General features: G+C 40.7%; 17 protein-coding genes and 2 pseudogenes. 16 read left to right on the top strand and 3 right to left on the bottom strand.

Annotation, left to right across the window (positions count from 1 at the left end; genetic code table 11):
* The first annotated feature begins 111 nt into the window (after positions 1 to 111).
* The 8 genes and pseudogenes from HT720_RS08630 to HT720_RS08595 all read left to right on the top strand — a co-directional run bounded on the left by HT720_RS08630 (position 112) and on the right by HT720_RS08595 (position 12201).
* A complete protein-coding gene (locus HT720_RS08630) occupies positions 112 to 675 on the top strand; it encodes a TIGR01440 family protein (protein WP_173275708.1) in 564 nt (187 codons plus the stop codon).
* Between the two features lie 21 nt (positions 676 to 696).
* Positions 697 to 6552: a ZmpA/ZmpB/ZmpC family metallo-endopeptidase gene (locus tag HT720_RS08625; RefSeq protein ID WP_173275705.1), complete on the top strand. Its 5856-nt coding sequence runs from the start codon at positions 697 to 699 to the stop codon at positions 6550 to 6552.
* A 184-nt stretch (positions 6553 to 6736) separates the two neighbouring features.
* Positions 6737 to 7549, top strand: a pseudogene (locus HT720_RS08620) (ZmpA/ZmpB/ZmpC family metallo-endopeptidase); the annotation flags it as partial.
* Between the two features lie 74 nt (positions 7550 to 7623).
* The gene (gene pabB / locus HT720_RS08615; protein ID WP_173275702.1) at positions 7624 to 9345 is read left to right on the top strand and encodes an aminodeoxychorismate synthase component I; all 1722 of its coding nucleotides are present in this window, start codon (positions 7624 to 7626) and stop codon (positions 9343 to 9345) included.
* A pseudogene (locus HT720_RS08610) lies at positions 9346 to 9444 on the top strand (alpha/beta hydrolase); the annotation flags it as partial. It abuts the gene before it with no gap.
* 58 nt (positions 9445 to 9502) lie between these two features.
* Positions 9503 to 10195 (top strand): excalibur calcium-binding domain-containing protein, encoded by a 693-nt coding sequence (locus tag HT720_RS08605; protein WP_173275699.1) that lies wholly within the window; start codon positions 9503 to 9505, stop codon positions 10193 to 10195.
* A 110-nt stretch (positions 10196 to 10305) separates the two neighbouring features.
* Positions 10306 to 11265, top strand: a complete 960-nt coding sequence (locus HT720_RS08600) for an ROK family glucokinase (protein ID WP_173275696.1) — start codon at positions 10306 to 10308, stop codon at positions 11263 to 11265.
* A gap of 96 nt (positions 11266 to 11361) precedes the next feature.
* Positions 11362 to 12201: a thymidylate synthase gene (locus tag HT720_RS08595; protein ID WP_173275693.1), complete on the top strand. Its 840-nt coding sequence runs from the start codon at positions 11362 to 11364 to the stop codon at positions 12199 to 12201.
* Between the two features lie 165 nt (positions 12202 to 12366).
* Here HT720_RS08595 and HT720_RS08590 read toward each other — a convergent pair whose 3' ends face one another.
* Positions 12367 to 12537, bottom strand: coding sequence for a DUF3042 family protein (locus HT720_RS08590; protein WP_001051780.1), 171 nt, complete (start codon positions 12535 to 12537; stop codon positions 12367 to 12369).
* 120 nt (positions 12538 to 12657) lie between these two features.
* On the opposite strand from HT720_RS08590, the gene miaA reads away from it, so the two are divergent.
* Genes miaA through HT720_RS08565 form a run of 5 tightly spaced genes read left to right on the top strand, consistent with a single transcriptional unit; the run spans position 12658 to position 17109 of the window.
* Positions 12658 to 13542: a tRNA (adenosine(37)-N6)-dimethylallyltransferase MiaA gene (miaA, locus tag HT720_RS08585; RefSeq protein ID WP_173275690.1), complete on the top strand. Its 885-nt coding sequence runs from the start codon at positions 12658 to 12660 to the stop codon at positions 13540 to 13542.
* On the top strand, positions 13535 to 14773 hold the full coding sequence (gene hflX, locus HT720_RS08580; protein ID WP_173275687.1) for a GTPase HflX: 1239 nt from the start codon (positions 13535 to 13537) through the stop codon (positions 14771 to 14773). The genes miaA and hflX overlap by 8 nt, the downstream gene beginning before the upstream one ends.
* The gene (locus HT720_RS08575; protein WP_173275684.1) at positions 14766 to 15389 is read left to right on the top strand and encodes a cystathionine beta-lyase; all 624 of its coding nucleotides are present in this window, start codon (positions 14766 to 14768) and stop codon (positions 15387 to 15389) included. The genes hflX and HT720_RS08575 overlap by 8 nt, the downstream gene beginning before the upstream one ends.
* A 14-nt stretch (positions 15390 to 15403) precedes the next feature.
* Positions 15404 to 16333, top strand: a complete 930-nt coding sequence (rnz, locus tag HT720_RS08570) for a ribonuclease Z (protein WP_173275681.1) — start codon at positions 15404 to 15406, stop codon at positions 16331 to 16333.
* A 20-nt stretch (positions 16334 to 16353) separates the two neighbouring features.
* On the top strand, positions 16354 to 17109 hold the full coding sequence (locus tag HT720_RS08565; protein WP_173275678.1) for an SDR family oxidoreductase: 756 nt from the start codon (positions 16354 to 16356) through the stop codon (positions 17107 to 17109).
* A 53-nt stretch (positions 17110 to 17162) separates the two neighbouring features.
* Here the strand turns inward: HT720_RS08565 and HT720_RS08560 are convergent, their stop codons facing one another.
* Positions 17163 to 18071: a LysR family transcriptional regulator gene (locus tag HT720_RS08560; RefSeq protein WP_001222592.1), complete on the bottom strand. Its 909-nt coding sequence runs from the start codon at positions 18069 to 18071 to the stop codon at positions 17163 to 17165.
* Positions 18072 to 18173: 102 nt separating this feature from the next.
* Here HT720_RS08560 and HT720_RS08555 point away from each other — a divergent pair, with 102 nt between their 5' ends.
* Positions 18174 to 18404, top strand: coding sequence for a YqgQ family protein (locus HT720_RS08555; RefSeq protein ID WP_001808324.1), 231 nt, complete (start codon positions 18174 to 18176; stop codon positions 18402 to 18404).
* Positions 18404 to 18787 (top strand): rhodanese-like domain-containing protein, encoded by a 384-nt coding sequence (locus HT720_RS08550; RefSeq protein WP_173275674.1) that lies wholly within the window; start codon positions 18404 to 18406, stop codon positions 18785 to 18787. Before HT720_RS08555 ends, HT720_RS08550 begins: the two co-directional genes overlap by 1 nt.
* Before the next feature lie 34 nt (positions 18788 to 18821).
* On the opposite strand, the gene HT720_RS08545 is transcribed toward HT720_RS08550, so the two are convergent.
* Positions 18822 to 19547, bottom strand: a complete 726-nt coding sequence (locus HT720_RS08545) for a 16S rRNA pseudouridine(516) synthase (protein ID WP_173275671.1) — start codon at positions 19545 to 19547, stop codon at positions 18822 to 18824.
* Positions 19548 to 19708: 161 nt separating this feature from the next.
* On the opposite strand from HT720_RS08545, the gene typA reads away from it, so the two are divergent.
* Positions 19709 to 21550, top strand: coding sequence for a translational GTPase TypA (gene typA / locus HT720_RS08540; protein ID WP_000164111.1), 1842 nt, complete (start codon positions 19709 to 19711; stop codon positions 21548 to 21550).
* Positions 21551 to 21558: the final 8 nt, after the last annotated feature.

Below are 21558 nucleotides of genomic sequence, written 5' to 3'. Positions count from 1 at the left end.
CAGTCAATTCTGGGAGTTTTATGCGTAATTGGGCAAGCTTTCTAGGTTGTCTATCTTGCTAAAAACAAGAAAAAACGGTATGATAGAAGGGTGACAAAAGAGGTGACAGAGATGAACGAGACACAGATTCAAAGAGAAACACGTCAGATAGTAGAAGATGTTTTAGAAAAGGCCAATTTGAAGCAGGGGGCCCTTTTTGTTTTAGGTCTATCTTCTAGTGAGGTGATAGGTGGTCAGATTGGGAAAGAATCCAGTCAAAAGATTGGTGAGCTGATAGTGGAGACTGTCTTGGGTATTCTAGGTAGTAGAGGTATCCATTTAGCCGTTCAAGGCTGTGAGCATGTCAATCGTGCCCTCGTCGTTGAACGTCAAGTGGCAGAGCAGTTTGGTCTGGAAATCGTCAGTGTCCTTCCTACCCTTCATGCAGGAGGTTCAGGTCAGTTGGCAGCCTTCAAGTTTATGCAAGATCCAGTTGAGGTTGAATTTATCAAGGCTCATGCTGGATTGGATATCGGAGATACTGCAATTGGCATGCATGTCAAGCATGTTCAGGTTCCGATTCGCCCTCTTTTGAGAGAGATTGGTCATGCCCATGTAACGGCTCTTGCTAGTCGTCCAAAATTAATTGGAGGTGCGCGTGCGCATTATCCGCAAGATTCTATCAGAAAGTCGTGAGAATGAATAAAGGAGATGAAAGTGTTTAAAAAAGACCGTTTTTCAATTCGTAAGATTAAGGGAGTTGTAGGTTCTGTATTTCTTGGAAGCCTTTTGATGGCTCCTTCTGTAGTGGACGCAGCTACCTATCACTATGTAGATAAAGAGGTTATTTCACAAGAAGCTAAAGATTTAATCCAGACAGGAAAGCCTGATGGAGATGAAGTTGTCTATGGTTTGGTGTATCAAAAAGACCAGCTGCCACAAACAGGGACAGAAGCATCTGTTTTGACAGCTTTTGGTTTGCTGACTGTTGGGAGCTTACTTGTAATCTACAAGAGAAAGAAAATTGCCAGCGTCTTTCTAGTTGGAGCTATGGGATTGGTAGTCCTTCCTAGTGCAGGAGCTGTAGACCCAGTTGCGACCCTAGCACCGGCTAGTCGAGAGGGTGTTGTTGAAATGGAGGGCTATCGCTATGTTGGTTATCTATCAGGTGACATCCTCAAAACGCTTGGCTTGGACACTGTTTTAGAAGAAGCCTCAGCTAAACCTGGAGAGGTGACTGTAGTCGAAGTTGAGAATCCCCAAGTAACAAGTAGTCAAGCACAACCTAGGGTAGAAACCCAAGCAGGAGTAGAGGAAGTTTCAGTAGAAGAAGCTCCTAAAATAGAAGAAGATCCAAAGGAAGAACCAAAATCGGAAGTAAAACCTACTGACGACCCCCTCCCTAAAGGAAAAGATGAAAAAGAAGATTCAGCAGAACCAGCTCCAGTTGAAGAAGTAAGTGGAGTAGTTGAGTCAAAAACAGATGAACAAGCACCAGTCAAACCGGAAAGTCAACCATCAGACAAACCAGCTGAGGAATCAAAAGTTGCAACTCCAGTAGAACAACCAAAAGTCCCAGAACAACCTGAGCAACCAAGGATACCAAAAGATTCATCACAACAAGAAGATCCTAAAGAGGATAAGGTATCGGAAGAGACACCGAAACAAGAAGATGCACAGCCAGCAGTAGTAGAATCAAAAGAGGAGGCTGCTAATCAACCTGTTGAAGAACCAAAAGTGGAAACGCCTGCTGTAGAAAAACAAACGGAACCAAAAGTTGAACAAGCAGGTGAACCAGTCGCGCCAAGTGAAGACGAAAAGGCACCAGTCTCTCCAGAAAAGCAACCAGAAGCTCCTGAAGAAGAGAAGACTGCGGAAGAAACACCGAAACAAGAAGAAGTATCTCCAGAGACTAAGGTTGAAGAAACTGTAGAACCAACAGAGGAGACCAAAACAGCTAAAGGTACGCAAGAAGAAGGCAAAGAAGGTCAAGCACCAGTACAAGAAGTAAACCCAGAATATAAAGTAACAACAGGTACAGTTGAGAAGTCTACCGAAAGTGAATTAGATTTCACAACAGAAGTAGTTCCGGATGACACAAAATATGTAGATGAAGAAGTTGTTGAACGTGAAGGGGCTAAAGGAGTTCAAGTTACCAAAACAACTTACGAAACAGTGGAAGGTGTAGAGACAGATAAAGTTCTTTCTACCAGTACGGAAGTGAAAACGCCTGCCGTTTCTAAAGTCGTTAAAAAAGGAACAAAACCAGTTGAAGGAACAACAGTTGAAACAAGAGAAGAAGCCATTCCTTTTGCTACAAAAACAGAAGATGATGACACTTTAAAACGTGGAACAACTACAGTTGCTCAAGAAGGTGTAAACGGTAAGAAACAAATTACTGAAACGTATAAAACAATTCGCGGAGAAAAAACAAACGAAGCTCCAACAGTAGAAGAAAAAGTTATCTTACAACCTCAAGATAAAATTATTAAGAATGGTACAAAAGGGTTAGAAAAACCTACTTTACAATGGGCTAATACTGAAAAAGATGTCTTGAAGAAGAGTGCGACAGCTAAATACACTTTAAATAAACCAGTTGGAGTTACGATTAAATCGATTAAAGTTGCTTTAAAAAATGAAGCTGGTGAAGTAGTTAAAGAAGTTGACGTGCCGGAAAATGATTTACAAGCAACATTAAAAGACTTGAAATATTATCAAGGTTACACCCTATCTACTACAATGGTTTATGATCGTGGAGAAGGAGAAGAAACTCAAACATTAGAAGATAAAAAAATTCAATTAGATCTTAAAAAAGTTGAAATCAAAGATATTCGAAGAACTGATTTAATTAAATATGATCAAGAAACAGAAACGAATGAATCTAGATTAAAATCAATCCCAGAGGATAAGAGTAAATACTACTTAAAAGTCACTTCACATGATCAAAAATCAACATTATTAGCAGTGAAAAATATTGAAGAAGTAACCGTTGATGGAAAACAAATGTATAAAGTAACTGCAACAGCAGATAATTTAGTTGGGCGTCAAAAAGATCAAACATTTGAATCTGAATATACTCATTACATTGAAAAATCAGTTGCAGCTAACGGAAATGTTTATTATGATTTTGAAGATTTAGTTTCAGCAATGCAAAAAGATCCAGCAGGAGAATACCGATTAGGTCAAAGTATGAGTGCTAGAAATGCATCTGCGAATGGAAAATCGTATATCACGAGTGAATTTACAGGAAAATTATTAAGTGAAGACGGAAAACGTTATGCTATTACAGAGTTAGAACGACCTTTATTCAATGTTATTAAGAATGCTACTATAAAAAATATTAATTTTGAAGATGTCGATATCGATCGTAAAAATGATGATGGTGTTGCTACAATAGCAAATACAATGAATGGCACTTCTGTCATTGAAGATGTTAAAATTACAGGTTCTGTTATTGGACGTAATAATGTAGCGGGTGTTGTTAATAATATGAACGATGGAACTCGCATTGAAAATGTTGCATTCATCGGAAAATTACATGCAAATGGTTCTATGTTAGGTGGTATTGCTGATAAAAATTATCGAGGCATTGTAACGAGAACTTATGTAGATGCAATATTAACAGGTAATAACGTACGAGCCAGCTCATTAATTCCATATGTTGAATACGGAATGGTAGGCGATTATTTAACTGGAACTAAAGGAAACTTGACCAAATCTGTTGCCAAAGGAATGATTAATGTAGTTACGCCAGTACAAACTGGAGCGTTTGCAAGTAAGACATGGCCTTTTGGTACAGTAAAAGATAATGTTAGTTATGTAAAAGTGAAAAATGCAGAAATGTTATTTGGTTCAAATGATATTGATGATGATTATGCACATCCACAAATTGATAAATTATACAGTGTAGCTGGATATAGTGAAGGTAAAAAGTCATACACTAAATATCCTAATAAACAAATTGAATTGACAAAAGAGGAAGCTGATGAAAAAGTAGCTAGCTATAATATTACTGCTAATACTTTTGAAAGCGAAAAATCACTAGTGGCTACATTAAACGCAACAGTGTCTCAAAATTCTGCTTATGATCAAATCCAAGATTATAACGATGAATATAAATTAGCATATAAGAATTTTGAAAAATTACAACCATTCTATAATAAAGAATATATTGTACATCAAGCTAATAAATTGGATAAATCACATAACTTAAATACGAAAGAAGTTCTTTCTGTAACACCAATGCATGATACAAAATTCGTTACAAATTTAGAAGAAGTGAATAAAATTATGATTCACTATGCGGATGGAACAAAAGAATACTTAAATCTATCTGGCAGTACAGAAGGATTAAGTAATGTTAAAGAATACACTGTAACAGATTTAGGAGTTAAATATACATTAAATATTGTTCAAAAAAATTATGATGGTTTAGTGAATGGAATTGTTTCAAAATTAATTCCGATTGAATTACAATCAGATGTTATTTATAAACACTTTAACCGACTGGGATCAGGAAGATTTGATGCAGTGAAAAATCTTTACTTAGAAGAAAGCTTTGATTATGTGAAGAATAACTTAACAGAACTAGTGACTAAGTTAGTTCAAAACGAAAATCATCAATTAAATGATTCTCTAGTAGCACAACAAATGATCTTAGATAAAGTTGAAAAGAATAAAGCGGCTTTAATTCTTGGATTAACGTATCTACATCGTTATTACGGAGTAAAATTTGGAGAGGTAAATATTAAAGAATTAATGTTATTCAAACCAGATTTCTATGGTAAAAACGTAAGTGTATTGGATCGATTGATTGAGATTGGTTCAAAAGAGAATAACCTCAAAGGTAACCGTACGCAAGATGCATTCCGTGAAGTCTTAGCGAAGGATACATTGTCTGGTAATTTACATCAATTCTTAGATTATAATCGTAAATTATTTACAAATATTGATAATATGAATGATTGGTTTATTGATGCAACGAGAGATCATGTATATGTTTCGGAACCAGAGACAACAACGGAAGATTTTAAAGATAAGAAACATCGTGCTTACGATGGATTGAATAATGGTACCCATGCTAAGATGATTTTACCGCTTCTAAACGTAAAGAATGCGCATATGTTCTTAATTTCAACTTATAATACATTAGCCTTTAGTTCATTTGAGAAATATGGCAAGATGACGGAAGAAGAAAGAAATGCATTTAAACCGGAAATTGATAAGGTGGCTACAGCTCAACAAGCGTACTTAGACTTCTGGTCTCGATTAGCGTTACCAAATGTTCGAGAACGTCTGTTGAAGAGTAAAAATATAGTACCAACTCCGGTCTGGGATAATCAATTATATCCAGGTGTATCTGCAAATCGTCTAGGGTATTCAAATCAAGGAACAGCAATTGCACCGATTCGGGAAGTGTTCGGACCGACAGGAACATATCATAATACTGATACACGTATGGGGGCAATGGCCTCTATCTATGATGATCCGAATAGACCTGAAGCATCAGTATTCTTTATGCTTACCAATATGATTAGTCCGTTTGGGATTTCAGCTTTTACGCATGAAACGACACACGTTAACGACCGTATGGCTTACTTAGGTGGATGGAGACATCGTCCGGGAACTAATGTTGAAGCGTTTGCGCAAGGAATGTTACAATCGCCTTCTGAAATTGGGCACCAAGGAGAATATGGAGCGTTAGGATTGAATATGGCTTACGTTCGTCCAAACAATGGAAATCAATGGTATAATACAAATCCAAACGAATTAAGATCACGTGAGGAAATTGATCATTATATGAAAGGCTATAATGATACGTTAATGCTCTTAGATTATTTAGAAGGGGATACGGTTGTTAAACAACAGGATACAGCATTAAAATACAAATGGTTCAAGAAGATGGACAAACAACTTCGAAATCCAGCTAACTCTAAAGATCAATGGGACAATGTTCGTCCGTTGAATGATACTGATAAACAAGTACCGCTAAATTCTGTCGATGATTTAATTATGAACAATTTCATTACAAATCGAGATTTCCATGGTTTATATAAACCTGAAGACTTCCAAACAGCATATGTCAATGTTCGAATTACCGGAGGAATCTATGGAGGAAATACGAGTGAAGGTTCTCCAGGAGCATTATCATTTAAACACAATACATTCCGTCTGTGGGGATACTATGGATATGAAAAAGGGTTTGTCGGTTATGCATCAAATAAATATAGTGCAGAAGCTCGAAAAGAAAATAAAGTATTAAGTGATAGCTATATTATTGAAAAAATTTCTGAAGGTGAATTCCATACTTTAGAAGATTGGAAGAAGGCATATTTCAAAAAAGTTGTAGCCCAAGCTAAAGATGGGATACATGAATTTGAGATAGACGGAAAAACCATTTCATCATATGCGCAATTGGAAACACTATTCCAAGAAGCAGTTCAAAAAGATAAAGAAGAAATGGCTAGAACAAGCAAAGAATCATATACAAACACAGTTTCACTGAAAGAAAAAGTCTTTAAAAAATTATTACAAGCTACAAATAGTTTTAAAGAAGAAGTTTTTACAAAGTAAAATTTTAGTGTTAAGGAGTTTAGGTGAAAGCCTAGCTCCTTTTTGTGGTTCTGCTAATTTCCAACGTTTGCTCCTAATATATATTTTGGGTATACTATAGAAAGCAACGTGATTGCTAATTTTAAGAAAAGGAGTCTAGTAAATGAAAATTGCGATTGTAACGGATAGTACTACGTATTTGACACCAGAAGAACTCCGTGAGAAAATTGACCACTACATGAAGAACTATAATGAATCTATGATGATGCTTGATTACTTAGAAGCAGAATCTGTCATCAAGAAAAATACTGGAACTAACGATAAGTGGTTCAAGAGAATCGATAAGAAATATCGCGAAAAAGCTAGCTATAATAAGTTAGAAGGTGCACCACATCAATGGGATTTAGTTCGCGATTTAAATGATGATGAGAAGAGTATGAAACTGACAGCTATTGATCAACTTGTAGATAACAACTTCGCTACTAAACACGGGCTACCAGGCAATGGTCATTACCGTACTGAAGGATTCGATTCTGCTTATACTGTTGTGAATATGATGACTGGTATTTACGGTGGTAACACAAGTAAGAGTACGGCTGGCTCAATCTCATTCAAACACAATACATTCCGTATGTGGGGCTACTACGGTTACCTTGATGGATTCTTAGGGTATGCATCTAACAAGTATAAACAAGAATCTAAAGCAGCCGGCAACGTAGGTCTAGGTGATGACTTTATCATCCAAAAAGTTTCTAAAGGTAGATTTAATACATTAGAAGAGTGGAAGAAAGAATGGTATAAAGAAGTCAGAGCTAAAGCTGAGAAAGGTTTTGTAGAAATTGAAATTGATGGTCAAAAGATTTCAACACATGAAGAACTTCAAGAGCTATTCGATGCTGCAGTTGAAAAAGACCTTCAAGGTAATAAATTTGATAATACAGTGAATCTTAAATGGAAAGTTTACAAACAACTATTGCAGAAATCAGACGGATTTACTGGAGATTTATTCACTAAATAGTAGATAGGACTAGTAAAATGAAAAAAGGTAGATCAGCTTTGTCTGTATCTGCCTTTTTATGCTATACTTAAGGTATGCATAGAAAAACAGTGATTGATTTTAGGGCTTTGGGGGAGAGATACACCTTTACCCAGCCGATTAAAGAGTTGAAAACGAGAAATATAGCAGAAGTGGCAGATTTGCTGGCACAAGTGGAAAGCTACCAAGAGCAAGGCTATTATGTGGTGGGTTATGTCAGCTATGAGGCTGCACCTGCTTTTGAGAAGAAATTAGCAGTTCATAAAGCTCCTTTACTGGGAGAGTATCTGCTATATTTTACAGTTCATAATAGGGTAGAAACATCCCCTATTCCTCTGATTTATGACGAGGTTGATTTGCCTTCAAACTGGCAGGAAGTAACGTCTGCAGAGGACTATGAAAAGGCTATTACACAGATACATCATCATTTGCGGCAAGGGGACACCTATCAGGTCAACTACACCGTTCAACTCAAGCAGGACTTAAGTGCCAATCCTTTTGCCATTTACAATCGCATGGTGGTAGAGCAGGAAGCAGGCTACAATGCTTATGTGGAACATGATGAGATGGCAGTGATTTCTATGAGCCCAGAACTCTTTTTTGAGCAAAATGACCGTGAATTGACAACACGACCAATGAAGGGGACGACTCAGCGTGGCATAACTGACCAAGAAGATCTTGAACAGGCTAGTTGGCTGGAGCAGGATCCCAAAAATCGCTCTGAAAATATGATGATCGTGGACCTCTTGCGCAATGATATGAACCGTATTTCTGAGGTGGGGAGCGAGCACGTGAAGCGTCTGTGTCAGGTAGAGCAGTATTCAACTGTTTGGCAGATGACTTCGACCATCAAGAGTCGGTTGCGAGCAGATGTTGATTTAGTTACAATTTTTCGCTCTCTCTTTCCTTGTGGATCCATAACGGGAGCTCCCAAAATTGCGACTATGGAGATTATCAAGGACCTAGAGCCGCAACCGCGTGGAGTTTACTGCGGAACGATTGGTTTCTTGCTTCCAAATGGACGACGGATTTTTAATGTGGCCATTCGGACGATTCAACTGTATCAAGGGAAAGCCATCTATGGAGTTGGCGGAGGCATTACATGGGATAGCACTTGGGAATCTGAGTATCGAGAGGTTCATCAAAAGGCAGCTGTTCTCTATCGTAAACAAGCTCGTTTCAAACTGATTACTACAGGGAAAATCAGCCAGAAGTGCTTGCTGTTTGAGAATCAACATATAGAAAGGCTGAGAAAAGCTAGTCGGTATTTTGCCTTTCCATTTGATTCAGAAAACTTGAAACAAAAGATAGAGGAAGAGTGTCAGGATTGTGAAGTTAATCAAGATTACCGCTTGCGAATTTCTCTCAGCAAATCTGGAGAGATAGAAGTCAATCGTCAAGTATTAACCCCTCTTAGTACAAGCTTTTGTCAGGCCCAAGTCTGCCTTCAAGAAGCTGCTTTGAATCAATCCTTTACCTACTTTAAAACGACTCACCGACCGCATTTGAGTTTAGGAGAACAAGAAATTATTTACCATAATATAGCTGGAGAGCTATTGGAAACCTCAATCGGAAATTTGGTTCTGAAAATCGCTGGAAAACTCTACACACCGCCTATCCGACTGGGAATCTTGCCAGGAATTTACCGTCAGTATTTACTAGAAACAGGACAGGTAGAAGAGAAAGTCTTGACCTTGGCAGACTTAGCCCAAGCAGAAGCTATTTACGGCTGTAATGCAGTGAGAGGCTTGTATGAATTAAACCTAGAGGAGAATTAGATGAAACTGATATTTTTGCATGGGTTGGGGCAGTCAGCAGAGTCTTGGAAAGAAGTTCGGAATCAATTGAGGGATAAGCCCACAGAGACTCTTGAATTGCTGAAATAAGTTTGATAAAATAATATTGAAATCGATAACATCGTTAGAGGAGAACCAAATGAACAAACGTCTATTTTTAAAAATGAGTCTGGCTACCTTACCAGTTTTAGCTTTGTTTTCACAACCAGTTTTAGCGGAAGAAAACATCCATTTTTCTAGTTGTAAAGAAGCTTGGGCGAATGGATACGCAGATATTCACGAGGGAGAACCTGGGTATTCTGCCAAGTTAGATCGCGATCATGATGGTGTGGCTTGTGAATTGAAAAATGCCCCTAAGGGTGCCTTTAAAGCAAAACAAGAGACTACAACTCAAACTGATACAAGTTCAGCAACAACAAGTGGTTGGGTTAAGCAGGATGGTACTTGGTATTACTTTGATGGAAATGGCAATCCAGTGAAAAATGCATGGCAGGGAAGCTATTACCTGAAAGAAGATGGTCAAATGGCACAGAGCGAATGGATTTATGATTCTTCCTATCAAGCTTGGTATTATTTGAAATCAGATGGATCTTATGCAAAGGATGCATGGCAAGGAGCTTACTACCTTAAGTCAAGCGGTAAAATGGCACAAGATGAGTGGGTTTATGACTCTTCTTATCAAGCCTGGTATTACTTGAAATCAGATGGTTCATACGCTCGCAATGCATGGCAAGGAAATTACTATTTGAAATCAGATGGTAAAATGGCTAAGAATGAGCGAGTTGATGGAGGCCGCTACTATGTAGATGCCTCAGGTCTCTGGAAACCATAAATCAGATAAAATTCAGAAAGTTAATGCAAACCTTTGCATAAACGATTAGTTTTTGTTATACTAATACTGTAAGCATTTTCAATTAATTCATAATAAAAAAGGAGAATATGATGAGTCAAAAGATTATTGGAATTGACCTTGGTGGAACATCTATCAAGTTCGCAATTTTAACTCAAGAGGGAGAAATCCAAGAAAAATGGTCTATCAAGACCAACATTTTGGATGAGGGAAGTCATATCGTAGATGATATGATTGAGTCTATTCAACATCGTTTGGCCTTGCTTGGATTGGCAGCAGCGGACTTCCAAGGAATTGGGATGGGATCACCAGGTGTGGTTGACCGTGAAAAAGGAACTGTTATTGGTGCCTACAACTTGAACTGGAAAACCCTTCAACCAATCAAAGAAAAAATTGAAAAAGCCTTGGGTATTCCATTCTTCATCGATAATGATGCCAACGTGGCCGCTCTCGGTGAGCGCTGGATGGGTGCTGGTGATAACCAACCAGACGTTGTCTTTATGACACTTGGTACAGGTGTTGGTGGCGGTATCGTCGCTGAAGGCAAATTGCTTCATGGTGTTGCTGGTGCAGCAGGTGAACTTGGCCACATCACTGTTGACTTTGACCAACCAATCGCATGTACTTGCGGTAAGAAAGGTTGCCTTGAGACAGTTGCTTCAGCAACAGGGATTGTCAACTTGACTCGTCGCTATGCCGATGAATACGAAGGCGATGCAGCCTTGAAACGCTTGATTGATAATGGAGAAGAAGTAACCGCTAAGACTGTCTTTGATTTGGCAAAAGAAGGAGACGACCTTGCTTTGATCGTTTACCGTAACTTCTCACGTTACTTGGGAATCGCTTGTGCCAACATCGGTTCAATCCTCAACCCATCAACAATCGTAATTGGTGGTGGAGTATCAGCTGCGGGAGAATTCCTTCTACAAGGTGTTCAAAAAGTTTACGACGAAAATAGTTTCCCACAAGTACGCACATCCACTAAATTAGCTCTTGCAACTCTAGGAAATGACGCTGGAGTTATCGGAGCAGCATCACTTGTATTGCAATAAGATAATGAGAGAGGAAAAATGCTAACCTAGAGTTAGTAATGTTCCTCTTTTCTTTTTTATGCTATACTAGTTAGGAAATAAATGAGGTGAGAGAGAATGACAAAAGCAGATACTATTTTTAAAGAAAATATTGAACGAATCCTCAAAGACGGTGTCTTTTCTGAGCAGGCCCGTCCCAAGTACAAGGATGGGACTGTTGCTAACTCTAAATATGTAACGGGTGCCTTTGCTGAGTATGACTTGGCAAAAGGGGAATTCCCCATCACAACTTTGCGTCCCATTGCCATCAAATCAGCTATCAAAGAAGTTCTCTGGATCTACCAAGACCAGTCAAATAGCTTAGAAGTGCTTAATGACAAGTACAATGTTCACTACTGGAATGACTGGGAAGTTGGAGACACGGGAACCATTGGTGAGCGCTATGGTGCCGTTGTTAAGAAACACGATATCATCAATAAGATTCTCAAGCAGTTGGAAGCCAACCCTTGGAACCGTCGCAACATTATCTCCCTTTGGGATTACCAAGCTTTTGAGGAGACAGAGGGCCTCCTTCCATGCGCCTTTCAGACCATGTTTGATGTCCGCCGTGTAGATGGGGAAATCTATCTGGATGCGACCTTGACCCAGCGTTCGAACGATATGCTGGTGGCCCATCACATCAACGCTATGCAGTATGTGGCTCTTCAAATGATGATTGCCAAGCATTTTGGCTGGAAGGTTGGGAAGTTCTTCTACTTTATCAACAACCTCCATATCTATGACAATCAATTTGAACAAGCTGAGGAATTGCTCCGTCGTGAGCCGTCAAACTGTCAACCACGTTTGGTCTTGAATGTTTCAGATGGGACCAATTTCTTTGATATAAAAGCAGAAGATTTTGAGTTGGTGGATTATGACCCTGTCAAGCCACAGTTGAAGTTTGATCTAGCTATTTAATACTCTTCGAAAATCTCTTCAAACCACGTCAGCGTCGCTTCATCTACAACTTCAAAACAGTGTTTTGAGCAGCCTGCGGCTAGCTTCCTAGTTGCTCTTTGATTTTCATTGAGTATAAAAGAATAGAAAAAAGAAGTTGAGAATAATCCCAACTTCTTTTATTTCTTAACGTGATACGCGGCGGCGAGCTGCTTTTTTACGGTTTTCTTCGATGAAAGCTGCTTTTTGCTCTTCTGGTTCGATTACTTTCTTTTTAAATGCGTATACTGCACCTGCAACGGCAGCGACAGTTCCTGCAACACCTGTTACAAGACCTTTAGCGAATCCTTTAGCCATGAGTCTTCCTCCTTTATATTCTATACCAGCCAGCCTCCTCAAGAGGTCACATTTTTCTGACTGACCTTTTTGTGTTATAATAATAGTAACGAAAAAATGGGAATTTTTCAAGGAAAAAAGATGAAAACAAAAATAATTGTGATTGTTGGACCGACTGCTGTTGGAAAGACGGCTCTAGCCATTGAAGTGGCCAAGCGCTTTGGTGGGGAAGTTGTGAGCGGCGATAGCCAGCAAGTCTATCGAGGACTGGATATTGGAACGGCTAAGGCTAGTCCAGAAGAGCAGGCAACTGTTCCTCATCATTTAATCGATGTTAGAGAGGTAACCGAGTCTTACTCGGCTTTTGATTTTGTTTCAGAAGCTAAGATGGCTATTGAGGATATTCACAGCCGTGGCAAGCTAGCCATTATAGCCGGTGGGACTGGACTTTATATCCAGAGCTTGCTAGAAGGTTACCATCTGGGTGGGGAAACTCCCCATGAAGAGATTTTGGACTATCGGGCTAGCTTGGAGCCTTATACAGATGAGGAATTAGCTCATCTGGTGGAGCAAGCAGGTCTTGAGATTCCCCAGTTTAATCGTCGTCGTGCTATGCGTGCCTTGGAAATTGCCCATTTTGGTCAGGATTTGGAAAATCAAGAGACCTTGTATGAACCATTGATTATCTGCTTGGATGATGAGCGGAGTCAGCTCTATGAGCGTATCAATCACCGCGTGGATCTGATGTTTGAGGCTGGGCTTTTGGATGAGGCCAAGTGGTTGTTTGACCATTACCCTGATGTGCAGGCTGCTAAAGGTATTGGATACAAGGAACTCTTTCCGTATTTCCGTGGAGAGCAGACCTTGGAAGAAGCCAGTGAGAGTCTCAAACAGGCTACCCGTCGTTTTGCCAAGCGTCAGCTGACCTGGTTCCGTAATCGCATGCAGGTCACCTTTTATCAGATTGGAGAGTCTGGTGTGCAAGACCGCATTTTAAGCCAGATAGAGGAGTTTTTAGATGATTGAAACGGAGAAAAAAGAGGAACGAGTCCTGCTGATTGGTGTTGAACTCCAGGGCATGGACAATTTTGACCTCTCCATGGAAGAATTGGCCAGTCTAGCCAAGACAGCTGGTGCAGTCGTAGTGGATAGCTACAGGCAAAAGCGTGAAAAGTATGACTCCAAGACCTTCGTCGGATCTGGTAAGTTGGAAGAGATTGCGCTTATGGTGGATGCAGAAGAAATTACCACTGTCATCGTCAACAACCGTCTGACACCACGGCAAAATGTCAATTTAGAAGAAGTTCTGGGTGTTAAGGTCATTGATCGTATGCAGTTGATTTTGGATATCTTTGCCATGCGAGCTCGAAGCCATGAAGGGAAGCTCCAAGTCCACCTAGCCCAGCTCAAATATCTCTTGCCCCGCTTGGTTGGTCAGGGGATTATGCTCAGCCGTCAGGCTGGGGGAATTGGTTCCCGTGGACCTGGTGAAAGCCAGCTGGAGCTGAACCGTCGTAGCGTTCGCAATCAAATCACGGATATCGAGCGCCAGCTCAAGGTGGTTGAGAAAAATCGGGCGACTGTCAGAGAAAAACGTCTGGAGTCTAGCACCTTTAAGATTGGTCTGATTGGTTACACCAATGCAGGGAAGTCAACTATCATGAACACCTTGACCAGTAAGACCCAGTATGAGGCTGACGAGCTCTTTGCGACTCTGGATGCGACGACTAAGAGTATCCATCTGGGGGGCAATCTTCAAGTAACTTTGACAGATACCGTGGGCTTTATCCAAGATTTGCCGACAGAGTTGGTGTCCAGTTTTAAGTCAACCTTGGAAGAAAGCAAGCATGTGGATCTTCTGGTTCATGTTATCGATGCCAGCAATCCTTACCATGAGGAGCATGAAAAAACAGTTCTGTCCATCATGAAAGACCTGGATATGGAGGATATTCCTCGCCTGACCCTTTATAATAAATCGGATTTGGTGAAGGACTTTACACCTACCCAAACACCTTATGCCCTCATTTCTGCCAAGTCTGAGGATAGTCGTGAGAATTTGCAGGCACTATTTTTAGAGAAAATCAAGAATATTTTTGAAGTCTTTACCCTGCGCGTGCCTTTTTCTAAGTCCTACAAGATTCATGATTTAGAAAGTGTTGCGATTTTGGAAGAACGCGATTATCAGGAGGACGGCGAAGTGATTAGAGGCTACATTTCCGAGAAAAATAAATGGAGGTTAGAAGAATTTTATGACTGATATTAAAACCTTAGCTCTAAAATATGGGGGCTATACAAGTCTGGACAAGGTCTATCTGGATCAGCTTCTAGCTGGAAAGACAGAGCAGGAGCAGTTGGTTATTATCACCCCTCCGCCCAGCGTGGTCAATGCTTACTTTGCAGAACTATATCAAAAAAAAAGTCCTGAGGCTGCGACGGATTATTTTGCGGAACTCAGTCAGGAACTGAATCTTTACAATACTGAACCTAGTTTCACTCTCGAAAACAAACCTTTTATTCGCCTTAACCTGTCTGGTAAATCCTTTGGTTTTTGTTATGAGAGTGAGGGTCTGGGTCGAATTTTCTCTGAAAATGAGGAGAAGATTTCGGATGACTTGCTCTTTGAAGTTGCGCAAATTTTCCCCCATCAACTGGTCTTTGAGGAGTCTGGCAAGATTTATATGAAGGCTGTTGGAGATGAGGAAGTTGTTAGCATGGAGAGTCTAACAGCTTTGACTGATTTGGAAAGCTTGGCTGATGGTCGCAAGCGTCTTAAAGGTTACAGCCAAGAGGATTTACTGCAAGAAGCTGCTGCTTTTTCTGGCAAGCGCTATTTCCGATCGGAAAACCGCACAGCCATGTTATATATTGATTAATTAGAAAGTATCGAATGGATATTCAATTTTTAGGAACGGGGGCTGGTCAGCCCTCTAAAGCCCGCAACGTTTCAAGTCTCGCCCTGAAACTCTTGGACGAGATTAACGAAGTTTGGCTCTTTGACTGTGGAGAAGGTACGCAAAATCGCATTCTGGAAACCACAATTCGACCACGTAAGGTCAGCAAAATCTTTATCACTCACCTACATGGAGACCACATTTTTGGCTTGCCAGGATTCCTTTCTAGCCGTGCCTTTCAGGCCAATGAAGAGCAGACAGATTTGGAAATCTATGGACCGCAAGGGATTAAGTCATTTGTTTTAACCAGTCTTCGTGTGTCGGGTTCTCGTTTGCCCTACCGCATTCATTTTCATGAGTTTGACCAAGATTCTTTAGGAAAAATCCTTGAGACCGATAAATTTACGGTGTATGCAGAGGAGCTGGATCATACTATTTTCTGTGTTGGCTATCGTGTCATTCAAAAGGACTTGGAAGGAACGCTGGATGCTGAAAAACTCAAGGCTGCTGGTGTCCCATTTGGCCCACTTTTTGGGAAAATCAAAAACGGTCAGGATGTTGTTTTGGAAGACGGAACTGAAATCAAGGCAGCAGACTATATCTCAGCTCCACGTCCAGGTAAAATTATCACTATTTTAGGAGACACTCGAAAAACGGATGCCAGTGTGCGTCTGGCTGTCAATGCTGATGTCCTTGTCCATGAATCGACTTATGGCAAGGGCGATGAAAAAATTGCTCGTAATCATGGCCACTCAACCAACATGCAGGCAGCGGAGGTTGCAGTAGAAGCAGGTGTCAAACGCCTCTTGCTCAACCATATCAGTGCCCGTTTCCTTTCAAAAGATATCGGCAAGCTCAAAAAAGACGCTGCTAGTGTTTTTGAAAATGTGCATGTGGTCAAGGACTTGGAAGAAGTGGAAATCTAGCAGTCACAGAAAGGAACAGTATGCCTACTATTCTCATTACCGGAGCTAGCGGTGGCCTAGCCCAAGAAATGGTCAAACTCTTGCAAAATGACCAACTCATCTTGCTTGGTAGAAATAAGGAAAAATTAGTCCAACTCTACGGAAATCATCCTCATGCAGAATTGATTGAAATTGATATTACCGATGATTCAGCCTTAGAAACTCTGGTAGCAGACCTCTATCTCCGCTATGGAAAGATTGATGTTTTGATAAACAACGCTGGTTACGGGATTTTTGAAGAATTTGACCAGATTTCTGACCAAGATATTCATCAGATGTTCGAGGTCAATACCTTTGCCCTAATGAATCTGTCTCGTCGCCTTGCGGCTCGAATGAAGGAAAGTCGAAAAGGCCATATCATCAATATCGTCAGCATGGCAGGTTTGATCGCTACTGGCAAGTCTAGTCTCTACTCAGCGACCAAGTTTGCGGCTATTGGTTTTTCAAATGCTCTGCGACTAGAACTCATGTCCTACGGTGTTTATGTAACGACGGTCAATCCAGGGCCAATCCGCACAGGATTTTTTGACCAAGCCGACCCAGATGGGACTTATCTTAAGTCGGTTGACCGCTTCCTGCTAGAACCAGATGCAGTGGCTAAAAAGATTGTCAAGATTATAGGAAAAAACAAACGAGAACTTAATCTCCCGATTTTGTTGAACATAGCCCATAAGTTTTATACTCTCTTCCCCAAGCTAGCAGATAAGTTGGCAGGGGAAACTTTTAATTATAAGTAAAAAGAACCAATGTGCAGGTTGTTGCTAGCCTACATATTGGTTCTTTTTATTTCTCAACTATCAAACTGGACTTCTTCTAGTAGATAGTCGATAAAGCGTTCGCCCATCTTAGACAGGCTGGTTTTTTCATGCTGGATATAGACCAGCTCGATAGGGTCATCAATATCCAGTGGGATAGAAACGATATTGTCTCCGTTGAGGTTGCTGTTCAAAATCCCTGTTGCGATCGTGTATCCGTCCAGACCAATCAAGAGATTAAAGAGGGTAGCACGGTCACTAACCACGATGGATTTCTTGTGGTGCTCTTGGGAAAGGATTTCTTCTGAAAAGTAGAAGGAGTTGTGCGTTCCTTGGTCATAACTCAGATAAGGGAAGTTTTCTAAATCAGATAGTTTGACCTTGTCTTTCTTTGCCAGAGGATTGGTCTTGCTGACAAAGATGTGCGGTTGCGCTGTGAAGAGATGGTGAGCCAGCAGGTGGTTGTCATCCAGCATCTTGGTTAAAACATCACGGTTGTAGCTGTTCAAAAATAGGACACCGACCTCACTACGGAAGTTCTTGACGTCGTCGATAATTTCCCAAGTACGAGTTTCACGAAGGAAGAGCTCGTATTTCTCCATATCGCTTTTCTTGAGCAAAGAGACAAAGGCGTTGACCACAAAGGCATAGTGTTGAGACGAAACGCTAAAGAGTTCGCGGTGGGCGACAGGATTTTTATAGCGTTCCTCCAGAAGCTGAGTTTGCTCGACAACCTGACGGGCATAAGAGAGGAACTCCATCCCATCACGGGTCAAGGTGATTCCCTTGGGATTGCGGATAAAGATCTCAATCCCCATTTCATTTTCCAAATCTCGCACCGCATTGGAAAGACTGGGCTGAGTGATAAAGAGTTGCTTGGCTGCCTCATTCATGGAGCCAGTTTCGACGATTTTGATAATATAATGTAATTGTTGAATTCTCATGTTTTTATTGTACCATACTTGCAACAGAATCGCCAAAGAAGATAGGAAAATCAGGAGTATTGTGTAAGTCTCTTCTTGAAAAAAACACAAAATTTTGCTAGAATGAGTCTTATGAAAACATTCTATGATGTGCAGCAATTCCTCAAACGATTTGGTATTATTGTTTACATGGGAAAACGCTTATATGATATTGAACTGATGAAGTTGGAACTCTCTCGGATTTACGATGCAGGGTTGATGGACAAATTAGACTATCTAGAAGCAGAAGCGGTTCTTCGCAGAGAGCACAAGGTAGAATTGGATTATATTGAGAAAAATGGAGAAAAGAACTAATGGTTACTTGGATTTTGTGGGCACTTATACTAGCAATGTTGGCGTGGATGGGCTTTAACTATCTTCGTATTCGCCGTACGGCTAAAATCGTAGACAATGAGGAGTTTGAAGCCTTGATTCGTACGGGTCAATTGATTGATTTGCGCGATCCAGCTGAATTCCACAGAAAACATATCCTGGGTGCGCGCAATATTCCTTCAAGTCAGTTGAAAACTAGTCTTGCAGCTCTTCGTAAGGATAAACCTGTCCTTCTTTACGAAAATCAACGTGCGCAGCGTGTTACAAATGCAGCCCTTTACTTGAAAAAACAAGGTTTTTCTGAGATTTATATCCTTTCTTATGGATTGGATTCTTGGAAAGGGAAAGTCAAAGTTGAGAAATAAGAAAACGAGCTTGGATATTTTCCGAGCTCATTTTTTAACCACTTTTTCTGAGAAAGTCACGAATGCTTGCTAATTCTTGGGAGTTTAGGGGGCGATAGTCTCCTGCTTGAAGATTCTCATCCAAGCTCCAAGGTCCAAAATGGGTGCGTTTGAGTGAGGTCACCTTGACACCAACCGAGAGAAACATTTTCTTGACCTGATGAAATTTTCCTTCTGAAATGGTGATAGAGGCTTGGCTGAAAGAAGGACTTGCAGATAGAATCTCTAGTCTTGCAGGTTTACAGACAGTACCATCTAAAAAGACAATTCCTTTTTGAAAGGCTTGGATATGGTCAGGTGTTAGAAGTCCATTAACCTCAACTTGATAAGTCTTATCGACATGATATTGGGGATGGAGGAGCTGAAAGCCCAAGGGACCATTATCGGTCAAGAGGAGGAGTCCTGTCGTATCTCGGTCCAGTCGGCCGACGGCATAGAGCTTATCAGACTGGATGTCAGGCGGAAGGAGGTCCATGACGGTTGGAAGTTCCCTGTCTTTATTGGCTGTAACGACACCAGCAGGCTTATGAATCATAAGGTAGGTGTGCTCATAGCCTCGAATGATTCGGTCCTGAAAAAGGAGTTCTTGTAGTCCTGTATCGATATTCTGAGCTAGGGAGCGGGCTGGGCAACCATCGACGAGAATATCCCCTTTGAGGAGTGCTTGTTTCATGGCCTTTCGGCTGATTTTTTCTTGGGCTAATAAATTATCTAAACGCATACTGTGCTTATCTTATCATAAGTCGCTTGCTTTGAAAAGTCTTGACGTGAAAAGAAAAACATAGTGAAAACATTTACACTTGCTTGAGTTATGTTATTTACCTGAAATTATGGTATAATCGTTCAGTTAGAAAATAAATTTTGAATATTATAGAGGAAATCATGACAAAATTAAGAGAAGATATCCGTAACATTGCGATTATCGCCCACGTTGACCACGGTAAAACAACCCTCGTTGACGAATTATTGAAACAGTCAGAAACGCTTGATGCGCGTACTGAATTGGCTGAGCGTGCTATGGACTCAAATGATATCGAAAAAGAGCGTGGAATTACCATCCTTGCTAAAAATACAGCTGTTGCCTACAACGGAACTCGTATCAACATCATGGACACACCAGGACACGCGGACTTCGGTGGAGAAGTTGAGCGTATCATGAAAATGGTTGACGGTGTTGTTTTGGTCGTAGATGCCTACGAAGGAACCATGCCACAAACTCGTTTCGTATTGAAAAAAGCCTTGGAACAAGATCTTGTCCCAATCGTGGTTGTTAACAAAATCGATAAACCATCAGCTCGTCCAGCTGAAGTAGTGGACGAAGTCTTGGAACTTTTCATCGAGCTTGGTGCAGATGACGACCAGCTTGATTTCCCAGTGGTTTATGCTTCAGCGATCAACGGAACTTCTTCCTTGTCAGATGATCCAGCTGACCAAGAAGCTACTATGGCACCAATCTTTGACACGATTATCGACCATATTCCAGCTCCAGTAGACAACTCAGATGAGCCTTTGCAGTTCCAAGTATCACTTTTGGACTACAATGACTTCGTTGGACGTATCGGTATCGGTCGTGTCTTCCGTGGTACTGTTAAGGTTGGGGACCAAGTTACTCTGTCTAAACTTGATGGCACAACTAAAAACTTCCGTGTTACAAAACTCTTCGGTTTCTTTGGTTTGGAACGTCGTGAAATCCAAGAAGCTAAAGCGGGTGACTTGATTGCCGTTTCAGGTATGGAAGATATCTTTGTCGGTGAAACCATTACTCCAACAGACGCAGTTGAAGCTCTTCCAATCCTTCACATCGATGAACCAACTCTTCAAATGACTTTCTTGGTCAACAACTCACCATTTGCTGGTAAAGAAGGTAAATGGGTAACTTCTCGTAAGGTGGAAGAACGTTTGCAGGCAGAATTGCAAACAGACGTTTCCCTCCGTGTTGACCCAACTGATTCACCAGATAAATGGACTGTTTCAGGTCGTGGAGAATTGCACTTGTCAATTCTTATCGAAACAATGCGTCGTGAGGGATATGAACTTCAAGTATCTCGTCCAGAGGTTATCGTAAAAGAAATCGATGGTGTTAAATGCGAACCATTTGAACGTGTTCAAATCGACACTCCAGAAGAATACCAAGGGTCTGTTATCCAAAGTCTTTCTGAACGTAAGGGTGAAATGTTGGATATGATTTCAACTGGTAATGGTCAAACTCGTTTGGTCTTCCTTGTTCCAGCGCGTGGGTTGATTGGATACTCAACTGAATTCTTGTCAATGACTCGTGGTTACGGTATCATGAACCATACCTTCGACCAATACTTGCCATTGATTCCAGGTGAAATTGGTGGTCGTCACCGTGGTGCCCTTGTTTCTATCGATGCTGGTAAAGCTACAACTTACTCCATCATGTCTATCGAAGAACGCGGTACTATCTTTGTCAACCCAGGTACTGAAGTTTACGAAGGAATGATCATCGGTGAAAACTCTCGTGAAAACGACTTGACAGTTAACATCACTAAGGCTAAACAAATGACCAACGTTCGTTCAGCTACTAAGGACCAAACAGCTGTTATCAAGACACCTCGTATCTTGACACTTGAAGAGTCTCTTGAGTTCTTGAATGACGATGAGTACATGGAAGTAACGCCTGAGTCTATCCGTTTGCGTAAACAAATCCTTAACAAGGCAGAGCGTGAGAAAGCTAACAAGAAGAAAAAATCAGCTGAATAAGAGCTAGA

The organism is Streptococcus sp. 68 (genome assembly GCF_013277415.1).
Classification (GTDB): Bacteria; Bacillota; Bacilli; order Lactobacillales; family Streptococcaceae; genus Streptococcus.
Note: the sequence above shows the minus strand (reverse complement) of the source record. Positions and strands in the feature narration are given on the sequence as shown.